We start from the raw sequence: 18,902 nt of genomic DNA on the forward strand, positions 1-18,902 counted from the left end.
CATAACTTAGTTTGAATTAAGCAGGTATAGCTTGCTGCGATAGCTGGGTGTACTTTTCTTTTAATTGATTGAGTTTAGGAATACTTTGTTCGGCGGCATACGCTTTAAAAAGCATAAGCACTTTTAAAATACCCTTATAAATATCTTGCTGAGCGAGCTCCCCACTTAAACGACGCGCTTTGATGTAAGGCGTCCAAAAGCTCACTGTAAGCTTTAGCATATGTGCAAGTTCAGTGGCATCTTCGTCATTAAGTTCCATTAAACCACTGTCACGTAGGCTAATTATTATACCGCGTACTTGAGTTAAGAGCGCTGCTTGAAACTCAATGTAGTTCTTTTTAAGTTCATCATCACGCGATAAAATATCACCTAAATTATCGTAGAAAAAATGAAATCGCCACATCAATTCAAATAAGGCATCAAGGTACCCACTTAATTGAACAAAACCATCTGTATTTTCATCTACAGGGCTAAATTGGGTATGAAGGTGCTCACTGTATAAAGCAAATATATGACGAATAATGTCTTCTTTATTTTTAAAATGATAATAAAGATTGCCGGGGCTGATCCCCATGTGAGAAGCAATATGGTTTGTAGTGATTGCACGTTCCCCGTGCTCATTAAACAGCGCAATGCTGGTCTTAATTATTTTGTCCTTGGTACTCATATTAGGCTACTCTAGATTTTTTTAAAGCAAATGCTCAAAGTTTACGCAATTAATATTAGCGGCGCAGTATATACAAATCCATTCGAATAAAACACCACCATGAAAATTTCTATCTTAAAATCAACGTTTACATAAGTGAAAATGAATTAAACTAACTTTACGTTAAAGCTGAATAAGTAAGAGGGCTGATTTGCACTGCAAACACTGCTAATATAGCCAACAAAATAACACTAAGCTAAGTTCTATGAAAGTCACAGCAATTTACCCGGGTACCTTTGACCCATTAACCAATGGCCACACAGATTTAATTCAACGTGCGGCAAAAATGTTTGACACTGTGATTGTTGCTATTGCTAACAACCCCAGTAAAAAACCTTGCTTTAGTTTGGAAGAACGCGTTGCATTGGCTAATAGCCTTTTAAATCATATTGAAAATGTAAGCGTTATTGGTTTTTCAGGTTTACTTGCTGATCTTGCTCGCGATCACAACGCAAATGTGTTGATCCGTGGTATTCGTGCAGTATCAGATTTTGATTATGAATTTCAATTAGCGAATATGAATAGACGCCTAAACCCTGATTTAGAAAGTGTATTTTTAACCCCCTCAGAAAAGAACTCATTTATCTCTTCAACGCTTGTTAAAGAAGTAGCGCGTCATAAAGGCGATGTTAGTGAGTTTGTTAATCCAATTGTAGTTAAAGCTTTAGAGGAAAAGTTACACGGATGAAGTTAACTAAACTTGCCAGTTGTGCCGCGTTACTCACATTTTCTTTACCGAGTTTAGCTGGACCGTGGATTGAGGGAGATGATCCACTTTTACGTGCTTCAATTGAAATGCTCTTTAACCAAGGTGTTATTAAGCAACCGATTAATAGTTACCCTTTAATGTGGCAAGGTATTGCGCGCGACCTAAACAATGTCAATGTTGATACCTTACCTGTGCAAAGCCAGTTTGCTTTACAGCATGTAAAACATGCCCTCGCAAATGCAAAGCAAAGCACCAGTTCAGGTGTTAAAGCACACTACAATAGTGATACAAGCTTACAACAAAGTTTTGGCAGCCGCGCTCAGCAAAAAAGCGGAGTAAATAGCTATGGCTCTATTACTGGTAATAGAGTCAGCGCTAAAGTCAGTGTAAATTATGCAGATGAAGCGCTTGATGATAAATACATAAACAATCAGGGGAGCTATTTAGCGGTTTTAATTGCTGACTGGTCAATTAGTGCTGAGCAAGTAAGCCACTGGTGGGGACCAAGTAATGATAACGCCCTACTACTTTCAAATAATGCAGCTCCCATGAAGGGTATTAGAGTTAACCGTGCTAATACTCAATATGATGGGCCAAGTTTTCTCTCATTCATGGGAAACTGGCAACTTACTGGTATTTTCGCTAAACAAAAACCAACTCTTAGCAGTAATGATGAAGGTAATTATTGGGCGGTGCGCTTTGCCAGCACACCATTACCTGGTTTAGAAATTGCGTTCAGTACATCTGGATCTGAGTTTTTAACCAGCTCTTTTATTGATACTGCAACATTAGAAACAGAAAATAAAAAACAACAACTTACTAGTCTAGATGCCAAATATTCAACGCAAATAGCAGGTCAAGCGGTTGGCGTTTATGCAGAGATAATGGGCCGAAATGACAGCGGCTTTGCACCAAGTGAGCCATTTTATACCTTGGGCATTGAACATTTTTATGGTAATCAAAAGCACTTACTGAAAACTTACCTTGAATATACAAACACCCAGCAAGAATGTATCACAAACATGGATTGCAACTATGGCAATGACACTTTAACAAGCATAAGTGCTGGTTATAACCATAAAGACCGATTAATTGGCAGTTCAACACCTTATAACAGCAAATCAGCTGTATTAGGTGCTCAGTATCACACAATGCAAGGTTATGCCGGTTTTGCAAAGGTGCGTTGGTTGAAGGGAGAATCACTCATAACCGCACCAGCAAAAGAGATAGGCTCATTTGAACGCTTACAGTTAGAGCTAGGTTATCAACAAGCAATTTTTTCGGGTCTTTGGAAAGTGAGTGGCTCTGTGTTTAAAGACGAACTTAATAGTGATTCTGATACAAATACAGCGCTTAAAACCAGTTGGGAATACCGTTTTTAAAGCTTTTTAAACGATCTGTGAATACATTGAGATCATGCACTTTGCTTGGTCTCAACCCCCCATCTATAACACCCTAACAGCCCTAAAAAGTCTTTGTTAGTTAACAGTGCAATAATCATCATCACATCCATAACATTGACGGTAATCGAGTAAAAAGTCCAAAACCACCAATGCTCGTAATGCATTAATACATTAATATCGATATGCATTGCCAAAAACAACAGCATGTTCACCGTTAAACCTATAATGACGTAAAGTTTAGCGGGGAGTTTGCCAAGATTTGCACCACTGGTGAGCCGTAAGATTATTAATAGGCAAGCTAAATTAAACGTAAACCAAAACAGGTAGGTACCACTACTGTGTAATATGTCGAAGCCAATCGCCGTAATAATGAGAGGGTCTGAGAACAAATAAAATAAAAAAATAGTCAAGGATATCGCCATCAAAGCAGTATCCCCCTTCGGAAGGGCTGATTTTCTTACCAAATTAAATAGAAAAACCATCAAAAAGCTCCACATAATGAATGAAGCTAGATAAAGCTCAAAATAATACCCTATTGAGCTCATCAGTTATCCAAGGGCTGCTTATCTATATTGTGCGAATAACCTGACCTCGGTGCGTTTACGACTTTTCTAAAAAAGAAAAAATCTTTTTCTGTAGTCAGTGCCATTATCATTAAAAAGTCTATGATGTTTACACCATAAGAATAGACAGTCCAAAGGAACCAATGCTCATTATTATGACGAACATAAATATCATAATGGGTAGTTATCATGAGTAATGAATTAAGTCCTAAACCTAGTAATATATAAACAAGCGCAAGAAAACGCTGTTTCTTAATAACGAGAAACCATAAAGCAATAAAAAATATCGTTATTAGATCGTATATAAACCAATTTAGGTAGGTTGAATATGAGAAGCTAAATGCGCCACTCAACATATAAGAAAAAGCCATAATAAAGCTTAACTGAACTATCGATTTATCAGGGTTATTAAGGCGAGATACAAGCTTAAATAAAAAAGCCATCAAAAAGCCCCATTCGATAAACACACCGATATAGGGGCCTATAACATCATTGATATACATGAACTTTAAAGTGAATGACTGGTTTTACGCGCTGAAAATAGAGCTTTAATTCCGTTTTTAAGCCTAATGAGTCCTAAAATGTCACGATCGACAATTAAGGCCACAATCATTGTAAAGTCGACAATATTTACCCCGAAAGAGTATATGTCCCAAAGGATCCATGGTGTCGTGTTTTCAACTACGTGAAGGTCGTAGTACATAAAGAAGAATAATAAGGTATTTACTATCAACCCTAAAACCACATATTGATATGCAGGTGAATTACTATCTCCCTTAACGAAAAAGGCACCTATTAATATGAAGCTAAGTGTCAATATATCGTAAATAGCCCATTGTAAATATATATTAGATGTCTCATACCATGTAAATAAATGATCACTTACAAAATATGAAATAAATGCCACGAAAGATGTAATTAACAAAACTTTATTGCGTTTTAGATCTGCAAACCATAAAAATAGATTAAAGAAAAACGCCATCATGAATCCCCACACTACAAGGGCACCCAAGGATAATCCAAAATGTTCTGTTAAATACATCAGTCTCTCATAACATTTTATTTTGGGCGTTTATCAGGGTCTAATACGATAATACCGCCACCGCGTTGAATTTCAGCACCACCGGCTGCCGCTAGTGCTTCTTGTGATATAGACACTGTATCAGATTGTAGGGTTTTATTACTAGCGCTTTGTTCCAAAGCCGGCTTAGATTGTTGCATTGTGTTGTATGCTTGCATTTGCAGCTGGCTGTTACCTGTAACTTGCATGAGAGTGTTCCTTTCGTTAAATGTTGAGATTACTTAAGCAATTTAAGTTGTTATTGCATAACGCTATGATATTTTTTTGGCGTATTGCAAAGATGAACCCTAACTGAGCCATCTGATAAATATAAAGCAAATAGCGATCCAACTTTTAAGAAACATTGATCTGCTTATGATCTTTTTCTATATATTGAGCCTGCAGTGGTCATACCAGATAGCGTAAGGTATAAAAAAACGCACAGGGGTAACCGTACGTTTTTTATATCCAGGGATTTTAAGCTACGTTTTTACACGGGATCGCCGCATTCCGACTTGGCTTCAAAATAAATTCCATTGCAACTTCATCGCAATTGTCTTTGCGTAAACACAGTTCACAGTCTTTCATTACCTTTTCTGGTAAGCTTTCTTTGGTACAGAATGTAAAACCTTGTTTCTCAAAAAAATCTGGTACTCGCGTTAACACTATGATGCGATTAAGTGCCAATTTTTTGGCTTTTGTTAGTAAGTGCTCAACTAACTGACGTCCTTGACCAGAAACCCCCGATTCAGGATCTATACCCAAAGAGCGGATTTCTGCAAGACCAGTATCATAAATGTACAAAGAAGCACAGCCTGCTACCATTGAGTTCACTTCCGTAACAGCAAATTCATTAATTGAGTGCACCATATCACTTTTGGCCCGCGGTAAGTTTTCACCTACTGTTGCCCAATGCTGAATTAGTTTAGCGATAGATTCAACATCATCTAAGTTTGCATCACGTACCGTTATTTGCTGTTTTTTTTTGGCATCTTTAACAGCAACAGACACTCGCTCCAACGAGGTCCCGCCTAAAGCTTGGCGTGCTTTAATACAAGCATCAATCTCTAGTACAGGATATACATCTTGTTCAAAAATACTATGCACTGATTTAAATTGCTCTAAACTTAAATCTTCTAAGTTATTCCCTTGCGCAATAGCCATTTGAACCAACACACCAACAATATGATGACCTTCTCTAAATGGAATACCTTTAGCCACTAAATAGTCAGCCAACTCGGTAGCATTTGAATGACCTCCTTTAGCTGCAGCAAGCGTACGTTTGTCATTTACTTTTACACCTTTGATGCACGCTTGCGCCATATGTATACACGCAAGCCAAGTTGGCATGGCATCAAATAAACCCTCTTTATCTTCTTGCATATCTTTATTATACGCAAGAGGCAGTGCTTTAAGGGTCATCATCATGGCGCTAAACGAGCCAAATACTCGGCCAGTTTTACCACGAATTAGTTCAAGTGCATCTGGGTTTTTCTTTTGCGGCATTAAAGATGAGCCAGATGTCACATTATCTGCAAGCTCAATGAACCCTGCTTCACCTGAGTTATAAAAGATTAAATCTTCTGCCATACGGGATAAGTGAATCATTGAAATAGATGCACAGCTTAATAGCTCTAAAACAAAGTCACGATCAGATACCGAATCTAAACTATTTTTAGTCGCAGCGGTAAAACCTAGCCCCGTGGCAAGTGTTTGCCTATCTATTGGGTACGCCGTTCCCGCAAGTGCACCACTTCCCAACGGGCAAAAGTTCATCCGCGCTTTGGCATCATTTAAACGACTTTCATCACGCTCAAGCATTTCAACGTACGCCATGCACCAGTGGCTAAACAATAATGGTTGAGCGCGTTGTAAGTGTGTATAACCTGGCAAAATAGTACCGAGTTCACGCTCAGCAAGTGCAATAAACTCGCCTTTTAATTGCCCTAAGGCCTCGAGCAAATGATCGGCAGTATCACGGCACCATAATCTAAAATCTGTCGCAACTTGGTCGTTACGGCTGCGCCCTGTATGCAGCTTTTTAGCTAAGTCACCCACTTTTTCAATCAATGCTGCTTCAACATGTGAATGAATATCTTCAGCGCCTGACGTCGCCACTGCAAGTGGGTCAGCTTTAACTTCATCGAGTAATTCATATAGTGCAGCAACAAGCGTTTCATGCTCGCTACTTGTTAGTACATCAACTTGCTTAAGCGCCCCAGCCCATGCCACAGAGCCAACAATGTCTTGCTCTGCGAGTTGGTAATCGAAGGGAAGTGAGTCGTTAAATTGCTTAAACGCTTCATCTGGACCCGTAGAAAAACGTCCGCCCCATAATGCCATGAAATATCTCCAAACCCTGAAATTGCCCCGTTCGACCGGGGCGTATTAAATTACTTCTTCGCTAATGCTGAAATTCTGCTTGAAAGCGAGAACAAACGAATAAACCCTTCAGCATGTGATTGGTCGTACACATCATCTTCACCAAAGGTCGCGAAATCTTCACTGTATAAACTATTTGGTGATTTTTTCTGCACCGCAGAAACTTGACCTTTATAAAGCTTAAGCACAACTTCACCCGTAGCCAGTGTTGATAACGCTTCTGCGCCTGCTAAGATTGAGTCTTTGAGTGGTGTGAACCAACGACCATCATAAACTAGGTGTGAAAACTCACCGCCCAGCACTTCCTTCCATTTACGGCTTGATTTATCAAGTACAAGCTCGTCAATTGCTTGTAGTGCAGCCATGATCACGGTACCGCCAGGTGTTTCATAACAACCACGTGACTTCATGCCCACTAAACGGTTTTCAACAATATCAACACGACCCACACCATGCGGCGATGCTATATCATTAAGTTTCACTAAACAGTCGTAAGGTTTAAGTTGCTCACCATTCACGGCAACCACTTCACCTTCTACTACATTTAAGGTAACTAGTTCTGCCTCATTGGGCGCTTGCTCAGGAGAGTTAGTCCATGTCCATACTTGTTCACTTGGTTGGCACCATGGGTCTTCAAGTTCGCCACCTTCATGAGAAATATGCCACGCGTTAGCATCACGACTATAAATCTTGGTAGCTGATGCTGAACAAGGAATATCACGCTCAGCTAAGTAATCTAATAGCGATTCACGGCTTGATAAATCCCACTCACGCCAAGGTGCAATTACTTTTAAGTCAGGTGCAAGGGCTGCAAAACACGATTCAAAACGAACTTGGTCATTGCCTTTACCTGTACAACCATGAGAAAGCGCGTCGGCACCGACTTTACGTGCAATTTCAACCTGTGCTTTAGCAATGATTGGGCGTGCCATCGAAGTACCTAACAAATAAGTACCTTCGTAGATTGAGCCAGTTTTTAACGTTGGGTAAATGTAATCACTTACCATCTCATCTTTCAAATCAACCACATAACATTCTGATGCACCTGATGCGATGGCTTTTTCTTCAACGCCTTCCAGCTCTTCAGCGCCTTGACCTACATCAGCCACAAACGCGATAACTTCACAGCCATAGTTTTCTTTTAACCACGGCACGATAGCTGATGTATCTAAACCACCTGAATAGGCTAATACGACTTTTTTAATTGAACTCATTGATAATACCTTAAACAAAATTTGGATTTAGTAATGTAACAAGCAGTGCATTTTGCGCGTGCATACGGTTTTCTGCTTGCTGTATAATTTTTGATGCCGGGCCATCCATTACCTCAGAGGTAATTTCAAATTCACGGTGTGCTGGCTGGCAATGCAAAACAGTGTCAGCCCCTGTTTGTGCGAGTAATGCTGCATTTAACTGATATGGCATGTACTTTTCTTTAACTTGTTCAAGCGGTGTGTCATCACCCATTGATACCCAGGTATCGGCGTACACAACATTAGCACCTACCGCAGCTTCAACACGGTCGCTCACCATCACTGATGCGCCATTCATTGCAGCGATTTGCTCTGCTTGCTTTAATATTTGCGAATCTGGTGAGCTGCCTTTAGGGCAGACTGCAACAAAATCAGTGCCAAGCGTTGCGGCCAGTAGCATAAGTGAATGAGTCACATTGTTGCCTTCACCTAAATAGGCTAATTTCAGCTGGCTTACATCACCGTATACTTCTTGCAGTGTTAAAAAATCAGCCAAGGCTTGGCATGGGTGGTATAAGTCACATAAACTATTGATCACTGGCACACTAGAAAACTCAGCCAGTGTAGTCAGCGTTTTATGCTGATTAACCCGTGCTACTATGCCGTCAGCCCAGCTAGCAATATTTAATGCAAAATCTTTTACTGACTCACGAGCGCCCATAGCCCCATTTTGCGAATCCAAATAAACCGCATGGCCGCCTAGTTTGTTAATACCAATATCAAACGATAAGCGGGTACGTAAGCTTGGCTTTTCGAACAACGTAACAATTGATTTGCCCGCGAGCGCTTGGCTAAAATCAGCAGGATTAGCTTTAATTTTTTGCGCAAGATTGAGTAATTTAAGTGCGCCTTTTTGATCTAACTCTAGACCTGATAAAAAATGATTAAACATGTAAAACCTATGGTGTAATTTTTGTTCCGACGTGCTCACCGTTAAGTAAAGCAATTAAATTATCTGGCTTTTGCCAGCTCGAAATATACACACCTCGTCGTAAATGTTGGGCAGCGTGAAGACTGGTCTTAACTTTGACCTCCATCCCGCCCACAATTACTCCCTCTGCAATTAAAGTATTGATCTGATTTGTGTCAAGTTGATGTAAAGGCTGTTTATTGCCATCCAGAACCGCCTCTACATCCGTCATAAAAATAATTTCAGCATCGAGCTCTTTGGCTATCGCTGCGGCTGCTTCATCCGCGTTTACGTTATACCAAAGGCCATCTTCACCAAATCCAACCGAACTAACTAACGGTAAACGCCCTAGCTTTAAAAGCTCAGGTAAAACGCTTTGCGCTCCACTTTGGCATTGACCAACCTGACCTAATGCTTTTAGCTTTTGTGTAGAAATAATACCGGCCTCATACAAGCTAAGCCCCACAGGTTTATGCCCTGCAATGATTGCTTGGCTCATCAATTGTTTATTGGCACACCCTGCCAATGCACCAACAATATAGGGCATCTGTTCTTTTGGACTAATACGTAAACCTTGGTGCTTGGCTGTTGCAAAGCCAGCATCTTTTAACCAACTATCAACAAGTGCACCACCGCCATGAACAATCACAAATTGCGATTGCGTCTGAGATGCTAAAGCTTCAAATAATGCTTTTGCTGCATCTTCAGTATTTAGTACTGCGCCACCTAATTTAATAACCCATGTCTGCATTACTAAAACTACCCTTTTAAACCTGTGCTGTGGGGCAAGCCCATAGCTAAATTAATACATTGCAATGCTTGGCCAGCCGCGCCCTTTAATAAATTATCTATCGCCGCCATTACAATTAACTGGCTACCTTGTTGCTGCCATGCAATATCTACATATGGCTGCTTAGCAACCCCTTTAATAGAAGGTATTTTGCTGCCCAACAAACGAATTAACGGCTCATCTGCCAATACCTGATAAGCATGTGTAACTTGTTCAGGTGTTACGTCTGCTTTTAACTGTACATAAATAGTTTCAAGGATACCGCGAGGGAAATTCCCTAAATGTGGCGTGAATAAAACCTTATGGCCCAAATGCTGTTCAATCTCAGGGCTGTGCCTATGGTTAAATAAACCATACGGTGCCAGTGACACTTCGCAAAAATGAGTGGCAATACTGGCTTTACGCCCAGCACCTGTTACTCCTGATACAGCATTGATTATGATTGGTTGATCAGCTAATAAATCCGCTTGTTGTAATGGCTTTAATGCGTTGAGTGCTGCGGTTGGGTAACAGCCTGCAACCGCTACTAACTGGGCCTCTTTAATGGCTTCGCTATTCCATTCAGCTAAACCATATGCAGCTTGTGCTAATAAGTCAGTGTGCTGATGCTCAAAACCATAATAAGTTTGGTAATCTTCGTTGCTGCTTAAACGGTAACCGCCAGATAAATCGAACACCTTTTTGCCCATAGCTAAAAAGCGTGGCGCTAAATCGACACTTACTTTGTGATCTGTGCATAAACAAACAAAATCAGCATTACTATTAATCTCATTAAAGGCGGCTTCGCTTAGCGGTAATAAAGGGGTATCTAATAAACCTAGATGCTCTGGATATAAATCACTTAACAATTTGCCTTTATCTAAACTTTGTTCAGACACATAACAACCGGTTAAGGATAACTGGGAATGCTTTACTACTAAGCTGGCTAACTCAGCACCGCTATAACCACTCGCGCCAATAATTACTACGTTCATTCGTTACTCTTTCTAGTGATAATTAAGTATACATATAGATTTTAAGTGCGTTGCAAGGCACTATTTTGAGGAATGAAATTTCGTTATCGTCGTATATTAGTCATGGCTCTACTTTGATATATTTATGCTTAAAAAGTGAATTGATATTCATCATAAATACTTTTATATTGTTATGCAATTAGAATGAATAATTATTTTGGAATTTTTTATGTCACTCCCTTCTTTTATGTCTATGTATCAGCAATTAATTGCTGCGCCTTCAATTAGTTCAATAGATGAATCTTTGTCTATGAGTAATAAGGGGGTTATCGATTTACTTGCTAATTGGTGTCAAGAGCTCGGATTTGAGTGTGAAATAACTGAGCTTTCAGGTCCTAAAGGTCGTTTCAACTTATTAGCAAAGCGCGGCAAAGGCGATGGCGGTTTAATGCTTGCTGGTCATACTGATACCGTGCCATTTGATGACAGCAGATGGAGCGTTGATCCATTTAAATTAAACGAGTCAGATAATAAACTTTACGGCTTAGGCAGTATTGATATGAAAGGTTTTTTCGCTTTTATTTTGCAAGCGATAAGTGAGCTTGATGAGAGCAAACAATCGCAACCGATTTTAATTTTAGCCACTGCCGATGAAGAAACTACCATGGCGGGCGCCCAGCAAGTTTGTAAGCATTCAAATTTAAAACCTGCACGCTGTATAATCGGTGAGCCTACCGACATGACGCCTGTATTTACGCATAAAGGGCATATGAGTACAGCAATTAGAGTCGTCGGTCGTTCAGGCCATAGCTCTGATCCTGAGCGTGGTTTGAATGCCATTGAAGTTATGCATCAAGTTACCTCAAGGCTACTAGTGCTAAAGCAAGAATTAAAGAATAAATATTCAGTTGAGCATTTTGTTATACCCTACCCTACTCTTAACCTTGGGCACATACATGGTGGTGACAACGCAAATCGTATTTGTGGTTGCTGTGAAATGCACATTGATATGCGCCCATTACCAGGTTTAAGTGTACAAGAATTACAAGCGATGCTGTTAAATATAGCTGCAGATATTAATAACCAATACCCTGATGCGGTGAGCGTGATTGATATGCATGAACCCATCCCTGCTTTTACAGGCAGTACGGATTCTGCACTCGTTAAACTGGCCGAAAGAGTATCTGGCGAGCGAGCTGTGGCTGTAAATTATTGTACTGAAGCGCCGTTTATTCAACAGCTTGGCTGTGAAACTATCGTAATGGGGCCAGGCTCTATTAATCAAGCCCACCAGCCAGATGAGTTTTTAGCAATGGAGAAAATTAAACCTTCGCAAAAAATTATCAGTGAGATGATCAGAGCCAGTTGTTTTCATTCATAACGCTATGCTGGCGCGCTTTTGGCTAGCGCCAGCAATAAATTAATCCATGTACTTAGATAAAAACTTTTTAAAGACAGGATCTGTTTTAGCGAGCTCTTTTTGCTCAGCTAAAATTTCTTTTAAAATAGCTTCGGATGTAAGTGGGTTCGCAAGTACAACCCGAAAAACCACGGTTGGTTGATGATCATACTTTGCTGGTGTTAAACGTGTACGCGATACAAAAGATCGACCCGCTTCACGTTGGCGCTTTTGCATACTAGCTGTAAATCGATTTAATGACGCAAATATCTCTAATCGAGTTTGTTCATCTGCATTAGTGATCTTTTGCTGAATTTGCTTCGGCACATAACGATAGGTCAGCAAACATAACTCTGGCTCAGAGATTAGCTCGAAATCCTCATTTTCACTAATAAGTGAAGCAAAGTAACGCGCTTTTTCAATCCCTTTATCGATCAGTATTTCATAACCTTTACGGCCTATTACACGTAAGCAAGCATGCACTAGCATCGCCATACCAGGGCGACTACCTTCAAGTGTATGACTACCTAAATCTTTTGAGCCTTTACGTAAAATGTACTCTGCATGATGCTCTATTGCATCAGTAGCTGCTGGGTCTTTGAATAACACTAACCCCGCGCCCATAGGAACGTACATTTGCTTGTGTGCGTCAATTGTGATTGAGTCAGCACGTTCAATGCCTTTGAGTAAAGGTCTGTATGTCTGTGAGAGCAGTGTCGCACCACCCCATGCTGCATCTACATGAAAATGACACCCCAGCTCTTGGCTTAAATCAGCCATATCGTTAAGGGGGTCAATGTTGCCTGTCTCAGTTGTGCCTGCTACGCCCACAATCGCCATGACCTTAATACCTTGGGATTGAAGTTCATGCGCTTTGTCTCGCATCGCCGCAATGTCTACTTTATTGTCATTGGCTGTTTTTATCGCGATAAAATTATCACGACCTATACCCAATAAATCTGCTGATTTACCCAATGAGTAATGCCCACGCTCTGAAACTAATACAGCCAACCCTTTGTAGCCATAGTGCATCATTGCACTTATTAACCCTTGTGAGCCAATTCCTTTAAACTCGCCATCGGCTTTTAACAAGCGATTGCGTGCTATCCATAACGCTGTGATATTAGCTACGGTGCCACCAGAGCAGAACGCTCCCAATGAGGTTTTAGCGCTGTGCATCCACTTGCTGTAAAAGGCATCGCTTTGCCCATACGCAAGGTGATGGATCATACCAAGCACTTGACGCTCTAATGGGGTAAATGCCTTTGATGTTTCTATTTTGACTAAGTTTTGATTTAGCCCCACCATTAATTTTGATAATGGCAATACAAAGTGCGGCAATGCAGAAGTCATGTGACCAATAAAGCTAGGCGCAGCAGTATGCACAGAGTGTGCAACCAGTTGCTCCATTATGTCTTGTGCATAAGCAGAAACAAACGTTGGATCTTCTGGGATCACTGCCGATTGAAAGTCTTTTTCAATTTCATGCAGTGGCTTTTCTATAGCCGCGATGTTCTCATTTAAGAAGCCAGCCAAATTGCTTGAAATCTCAAGTTCAATTTTACTCAATGTTGAGTCCGGTGCTTCAGGCACGGTAAATATACGCATCAGAGTTTCTTTAGAGGCGACGGCACAACGCTTTTGATCCATCTTAATACCCAGTAAGTGCAGTTTTTCATAATCAAATTACCTAGCATTTATAGCTTTTTGAATAATAAACTAAACCGCAATGTTTCCACGAAATGCGCTAACTTTACTGCAATAGAGTATAAATGTCTCGTTTAAAGCCATAAAAGCCGACAATTGCATGACAAATTAATGATAAATTAGTTAATAAACCAAGAAAGATTTAATTATAGGCAGCAGTTCCTTTTTTTGTATAATGCACAAGTAAACAAATAAGGGACAAAAATGGTAAATACGAGTTTAAGGACAAACTGGATTGTTGCAGGCTTTTTAATATTTTTAGTGAGTTTGCTCAGCTACGTTTATTATACTTACCACACTGCCCGTGCAGAAATCATGCAACAGCTAGATACACGGTTATTAAATGCAGCAGTAAGCGTAAAACATATATTAGGCCATGATTACCATGAGTCATTAAAGTCTGGAAGATCGATCCCACAATTTGTGTTTCAGCAAAAAAGCCGTCAACTTTCAGAGTTCGCTAACGCGCTTGATATTGCCTATGTGTATGCCATGGTTTTAAAAGATAACCGTGTACATTTCACTGCGTCAAGCTACACCCAAGAGGATCAAAACTCAGGGAAAGTCACTCAATTTTTTGATCTCTACCCTGAAGCAACTAAAGCCAATATCAGCGCATTTTATTCGACCGAGCCTGTATTTGAGATTTCAAAAGATCAATGGGGGCATTTTAAAAGCATTTTCGTGCCTTACATTGATAACGCAGGCAATACTTACCTTACGGGTGCTGATATTAAAATATATGATCTCAATCAACACCTTAACCAAAGCGTGTCAAAAGCGGCTGCACTTGCGAGTTTTTTCTTCTTTATCGCCTTATTAGTCGCAAGCATTTATATTTATTTGCTCAAACGCGCCCTTTCAACAGACAGTAGTAGCGGTTTTGCAAACCACATTGCACTTGAATATTACATGAGCAAATCTTCTCACTTTCATTTACAAGTTGCCGTTATTTGGATCAATGAAATTGAGGATATTAATAGTTTTTACGGTACAAAAGTAGGTGATAAAGTTATGAAAAACTTACTTGAGTACTTTGCTAAACGCCGTCCCGCAGGCAGTGAGATATTTCGTTTATCAACGAACAAAGTGGTCCTAATAGGTCCATTTGAAGAAAAGCATCACGGGTTCAATGAATTAGTTCAAGGTTATAATTGCAGCTCTCCTTTGCTTAAGGAGCCGTTTATTTATATTACGCTATGTGCAGGTATTGCTCACGGAAACAAGGCAATGCTGCTTGAAAATGCCCACATTGCTGCGCTGCAAGCGAAACAAGGGCGCTTTAACGTTATTAATTACTCAAATGCATTACATGATGTGAAAAATCAGTATCAATATAATGTTGAAATGGCTAAAGAGGTCAGAGAAGCATTTGATAATAATCGTATTATTGCGTATTTCCAGCCTGTATATGACTACAGCAGTGGTAATGTTCTAAAGTACGAATGTTTAGCACGTATGATCACCTGCCATGGTGAAATATTACTGCCTGAGTCATTTTTAAATGTTGTGAATCGCTCTCGCATGGACGGTGCTCTTACCCGCACAATGCTCACTCAATGTTTTGAGCGCTTTAGGCGGACAAGTTTTTGTTGGAGCATTAATATCACTGTACACGATATGTTAGATCCAGGCCTCAGCGAATACCTTGAACAAGAGCTTAATCGCTACCCCCAACCTAGTAACATTACATTAGAGCTTTTAGAAACCGAAGCTATTGCAAACTTCTCTGAAGTGAAAGCATTTATCGCATTGGTTAAACAACGTGGTGTTAAAGTCGTTATTGATGATTTTGGAGCAGGTTATTCAAATATCTCTAACGTGCTAAAACTTGATGTCGATGGGCTCAAGCTTGACGGTTCACTAGTTAAACAGGTTGCCCATGACACTGACATTTATCTGTATATCGAACATATTGCGAGCTTTGCAAAGCAATTAAATTTAGAGCTAATTGCCGAGTGTGTTGAAAATAAACCAACCATCAACACACTCTTAAAAGCCAACGTACATTTAATGCAGGGCAATTACTTTGCCGCACCGGCTCCACAAATAAACCCACTCATACAAGCGATTAACTTAAATCAATCACTAAACGGTGACTCTGTTGACCACTCGCCCAGTATTTACGCTCAAATGGAGTGATCGCAGTGTCACTCTCAAACAGTTCAACGTCGCAATTGTGCCCAGTTAAGCGCAGTGCTTGGGCAAACTCTTTAACATAGATATCCCAGTTACTGCGAACCTCTAAACGCCCACCTAGCTTAACAATAAAGGGAAAGATTGCTGCACCATGCCAACGTCGCTGAATGTGCTTCGCTTTAGGCCATGGGTTTGGATACAGTAGGTAATGATGAGAGGGTTGCCAACCCGCAGCCACAGCCAAACGCCAAAAGTCATTTAGATCTGCTTGCACTAGAATATAATGACCTGAATCGGTTTGTTTATATTCCACATCATGCTTATCTAAACGATGTGATGACTTATCAATACCAATGACTAATGCATCAGGGTGACGCTTTGCTAAATTAGCTGTACTTTCACCAACACCACAGCATGAGTCAAGAATCAAAGGACCACTAAACGCGTGTACTTTTTCGTTTACTTCATCAAACGCAGATTGAGTATGCGCGGCAATCGGCTTTTTAAACTCAGCTTTTAAGTGCTTGCTGACAATCTCATCAAGCTTTTCATTCAAGCCATCTTGGTTTGATACAATACTTCGTGAATTTGCATCACTCATCAGTGTCTAAGCCCCACGCCTTTTTTGATTAGCGTTAACGCTAATGTAAATAAGGCCGTAATAAATAAAAACAACACACCAAATGCGACTGATAAATCAACATCTGATACACCTAAAAACCCGAACCTAAATGCGTTAACCATATAAATAATCGGATTGATTTGTGACACGCCCTGCCAAAAGTCAGGTAACAGAGTTATTGAATAAAACACCCCGCCTAAATAGGTTAATGGCGTCAAGATAAAGGTCGGGATAATGCTGATATCATCGAAGCTGTTTGCATAAATCGCGTTAATTAAACCGCCCAGTGCAAACACGGCTGAAGTTAATACAACTGTAGCAATAATAACAAACACATTATGAATTTGAATATCGACAAACAACAAAGAAACGCAGGTGACGATTAAGCCAACCAACATACCTCGGGTCATCCCCCCTCCCATGTAACCCAATACAATAATATAGTTAGGTACTGGGGCAACCAGAAGCTCTTCTATGCTTTTTTGAAATTTAGTCGAATAAAAACTTGATGCAACATTGGAATATGAGTTGGTAATAACCGACATCATTATTAAGCCAGGAACAATAAATTCCATGTAGCTAAAGCCCCCCATTTCACCAATGCGAGAGCCAATTAAATTACCAAAAATAACAAAGTATAGGCTCATTGTAATAGCAGGTGGCACGAGTGTTTGTACCCAAATACGTAAAAAGCGGATACACTCTTTTATCCATAAACTTTTTAAGGCTACGCCGTATTTAAACATTTACTTCTCCCGCCCTTGTTCTAATAAGCCGACAAATAACTCTTCTAAACGATTTGCCTTATTGCGCATGCTTAGCACCGTATTTCCTTGCTCTGTTAACGCACTAAATACAGCGTTAAGGCCTTGTGATTTAGCCACTTCAACCTCAATGGTATGATCATCTACCATAGAAAATTGATACCCCTCTAGTGAAACTGGTTGTACAGGCTGCTTTAAATCTAAAATGAAAGTTTCTTTGTCCAACTTCGCCAGTAGTGCTTTTATCGTGGTATTTTCAACGATAATTCCCGAATCAATAATGGCAATGTTTTTACAAAGCAGTTCTGCCTCTTCAAGGTAATGCGTGGTAAGAATAATGGTCACACCTTGTTCGTTAATCTGCCTTAAAAAATCCCACATTGAGCGACGTAGTTCAATATCAACACCCGCTGTAGGCTCATCAAGAATAAGTAACTTTGGTTCATGCATCAGCGCACGAGCAATCATCAAGCGGCGTTTCATCCCGCCTGACAAAGTACGTGCTTGCTTGTCTTTTTTTTCAAGTAAACCTAGCTGCTCCAGGTATTTATCGGCACGCTGATGAGCTATTTTACGTGGCACACCATAATACCCAGCTTGGTTCACTAATATTTGGGTGAGTGTTTCAAACTGGCTAAAATTAAACTCCTGCGGCACTAAACCCAATTCTGATTTAGCGGCCTCCAAGTGAGTATCAATGTTATGACCAAATACCTCTACTTGGCCGGCCGTTTTATTCACAAGCGACGAAATAACGCCAATCGTCGTTGATTTACCCGCTCCGTTTGGACCAAGCAAAGCAAAAAAGTCCCCTTTTTGCACCTGCAGGTCAATATTTTTAACTGCTTCAACACCATTTTTGTAGACCTTTCTGAGGCCCTTAATTTTTAAAGCTGTGGTTTGTTCGCTCACTTTTTACCTTCCCCATAACCCCATCGCTTAGTAAGGGTATGCTCAATGTTTAAATGATCTAAAATTCGTGCCACCATAAAATCAACTAAGTCACCTATAGACTCTGGTTGATGATAAAATCCCGGTGCTGCTGGCATAATAGTGACGCCTAACCTAGCTAGTTTAAGCATATTCTCAAGATGGATCTCACTAAACGGTGTTTCGCGCGGCACTAAAATAAGTTGCCCACGCTCTTTGATAACCACATCAGCCGCTCGCTCAAGTAAGTTATCTGACGCACCAACAGCAATAGCAGACACCGAGCCTGCGCTACATGGGCAAACAATCATCTTTTTAGGTGCTGCCGAGCCTGACGCCACAGGGCTAAACCAGTTGTCTTTACCAAAAACCTGAAGCTGCTCAGGTAGCGCATTAAAAAGCGCGCACAATTGCTCAGTTGCTTTATCTTCATTGGCTGAGAGTTTAATGTTTGACTCTGTATCCAGTACAACGCGCGCTGCGCTTGAGATCAACACATATACTTTAAATTGCTGTGCTAATAACACTTCAAGTAAACGTAAACCATAGGGAGCACCGGATGCCCCACTAAAAGCAAGCGTGATGGTTTCTTTATATTGCACTTAAGCTCTC

19 protein-coding genes are annotated in these 18,902 nt (G+C 40.3%); 4 read left to right on the plus strand and 15 right to left on the minus strand.

What is annotated here, in order from left to right; genetic code table 11:
- Positions 1-16: 16 nt before the first annotated feature.
- Entirely contained in the window at positions 17-667 is a 651-nt protein-coding gene (locus CSC79_RS06560; protein ID WP_099295031.1) for a TetR/AcrR family transcriptional regulator, read from the minus strand.
- A gap of 244 nt (positions 668-911) precedes the next feature.
- Between CSC79_RS06560 and coaD the strand changes: the two genes are divergently transcribed.
- A complete protein-coding gene (gene coaD, locus CSC79_RS06565; protein WP_099295032.1) occupies positions 912-1,394 on the plus strand; it encodes a pantetheine-phosphate adenylyltransferase in 483 nt (160 codons plus the stop codon).
- The gene (locus CSC79_RS06570) at positions 1,391-2,797 is read left to right on the plus strand and encodes a capsule assembly Wzi family protein (protein WP_099295033.1); all 1,407 of its coding nucleotides are present in this window, start codon (positions 1,391-1,393) and stop codon (positions 2,795-2,797) included. Before coaD ends, CSC79_RS06570 begins: the two co-directional genes overlap by 4 nt.
- 32 nt (positions 2,798-2,829) lie before the next feature.
- Here CSC79_RS06570 and CSC79_RS06575 read toward each other — a convergent pair whose 3' ends face one another.
- The 9 genes from CSC79_RS06575 to argC form a co-directional block, all read right to left on the minus strand.
- Positions 2,830-3,228 carry a hypothetical protein gene (locus CSC79_RS06575; RefSeq protein ID WP_143483820.1) on the minus strand — a complete coding sequence of 133 codons (399 nt, stop codon included), beginning with the start codon at positions 3,226-3,228 and terminating at the stop codon, positions 2,830-2,832.
- Between the two features lie 134 nt (positions 3,229-3,362).
- Positions 3,363-3,824 (minus strand): hypothetical protein, encoded by a 462-nt coding sequence (locus tag CSC79_RS06580; RefSeq protein WP_099295035.1) that lies wholly within the window; start codon positions 3,822-3,824, stop codon positions 3,363-3,365.
- 65 nt (positions 3,825-3,889) lie between these two features.
- Positions 3,890-4,423, minus strand: coding sequence for a hypothetical protein (locus CSC79_RS06585; protein WP_099295036.1), 534 nt, complete (start codon positions 4,421-4,423; stop codon positions 3,890-3,892).
- Between the two features lie 17 nt (positions 4,424-4,440).
- Entirely contained in the window at positions 4,441-4,650 is a 210-nt protein-coding gene (locus CSC79_RS06590; RefSeq protein ID WP_099295037.1) for a hypothetical protein, read from the minus strand.
- 268 nt (positions 4,651-4,918) lie between these two features.
- A complete protein-coding gene (gene argH / locus CSC79_RS06595; protein ID WP_099295038.1) occupies positions 4,919-6,784 on the minus strand; it encodes an argininosuccinate lyase in 1,866 nt (621 codons plus the stop codon).
- A 50-nt stretch (positions 6,785-6,834) separates the two neighbouring features.
- Positions 6,835-8,037, minus strand: coding sequence for an argininosuccinate synthase (locus CSC79_RS06600; protein WP_099295039.1), 1,203 nt, complete (start codon positions 8,035-8,037; stop codon positions 6,835-6,837).
- Between the two features lie 10 nt (positions 8,038-8,047).
- The gene (locus CSC79_RS06605; RefSeq protein ID WP_099295040.1) at positions 8,048-8,968 is read right to left on the minus strand and encodes an ornithine carbamoyltransferase; all 921 of its coding nucleotides are present in this window, start codon (positions 8,966-8,968) and stop codon (positions 8,048-8,050) included.
- Between the two features lie 7 nt (positions 8,969-8,975).
- Entirely contained in the window at positions 8,976-9,737 is a 762-nt protein-coding gene (argB, locus tag CSC79_RS06610; RefSeq protein WP_099295041.1) for an acetylglutamate kinase, read from the minus strand.
- Between the two features lie 8 nt (positions 9,738-9,745).
- A complete protein-coding gene (gene argC, locus CSC79_RS06615; protein ID WP_099295042.1) occupies positions 9,746-10,750 on the minus strand; it encodes an N-acetyl-gamma-glutamyl-phosphate reductase in 1,005 nt (334 codons plus the stop codon).
- A 208-nt stretch (positions 10,751-10,958) separates the two neighbouring features.
- On the opposite strand from argC, the gene argE reads away from it, so the two are divergent.
- On the plus strand, positions 10,959-12,110 hold the full coding sequence (gene argE, locus CSC79_RS06620; RefSeq protein WP_099295043.1) for an acetylornithine deacetylase: 1,152 nt from the start codon (positions 10,959-10,961) through the stop codon (positions 12,108-12,110).
- A 39-nt stretch (positions 12,111-12,149) separates the two neighbouring features.
- On the opposite strand, the gene panP is transcribed toward argE, so the two are convergent.
- Positions 12,150-13,778: a pyridoxal-dependent aspartate 1-decarboxylase PanP gene (gene panP, locus CSC79_RS06625; RefSeq protein ID WP_099295044.1), complete on the minus strand. Its 1,629-nt coding sequence runs from the start codon at positions 13,776-13,778 to the stop codon at positions 12,150-12,152.
- Between the two features lie 261 nt (positions 13,779-14,039).
- On the opposite strand from panP, the gene CSC79_RS06630 reads away from it, so the two are divergent.
- Positions 14,040-15,977, plus strand: a complete 1,938-nt coding sequence (locus CSC79_RS06630) for a bifunctional diguanylate cyclase/phosphodiesterase (protein ID WP_099295045.1) — start codon at positions 14,040-14,042, stop codon at positions 15,975-15,977.
- On the opposite strand, the gene CSC79_RS06635 is transcribed toward CSC79_RS06630, so the two are convergent.
- From CSC79_RS06635 to CSC79_RS06650, 4 genes are read right to left on the minus strand one after another with little or no spacing between them, the layout of a single operon-like run.
- Complete coding sequence (locus tag CSC79_RS06635; RefSeq protein ID WP_099295046.1) at positions 15,907-16,575, minus strand: SAM-dependent methyltransferase; 669 nt, start codon at positions 16,573-16,575, stop codon at positions 15,907-15,909. The two genes, CSC79_RS06630 and CSC79_RS06635, sit on opposite strands and share 71 nt — an antisense overlap.
- The gene (locus CSC79_RS06640; RefSeq protein ID WP_099295047.1) at positions 16,575-17,342 is read right to left on the minus strand and encodes an ABC transporter permease; all 768 of its coding nucleotides are present in this window, start codon (positions 17,340-17,342) and stop codon (positions 16,575-16,577) included. The genes CSC79_RS06635 and CSC79_RS06640 overlap by 1 nt, the downstream gene beginning before the upstream one ends.
- Positions 17,343-18,272: an ABC transporter ATP-binding protein gene (locus CSC79_RS06645; RefSeq protein ID WP_099295048.1), complete on the minus strand. Its 930-nt coding sequence runs from the start codon at positions 18,270-18,272 to the stop codon at positions 17,343-17,345.
- Entirely contained in the window at positions 18,269-18,892 is a 624-nt protein-coding gene (locus tag CSC79_RS06650; RefSeq protein WP_099295049.1) for a flavin prenyltransferase UbiX, read from the minus strand. Before CSC79_RS06650 ends, CSC79_RS06645 begins: the two co-directional genes overlap by 4 nt.
- Between the last annotated feature and the right edge of the window lie 10 nt (positions 18,893-18,902).

Origin of the sequence: Pseudoalteromonas sp. 3D05 (assembly GCF_002723455.1) — a bacterium.
In the GTDB taxonomy this organism is placed as follows: domain Bacteria; phylum Pseudomonadota; class Gammaproteobacteria; order Enterobacterales; family Alteromonadaceae; genus Pseudoalteromonas.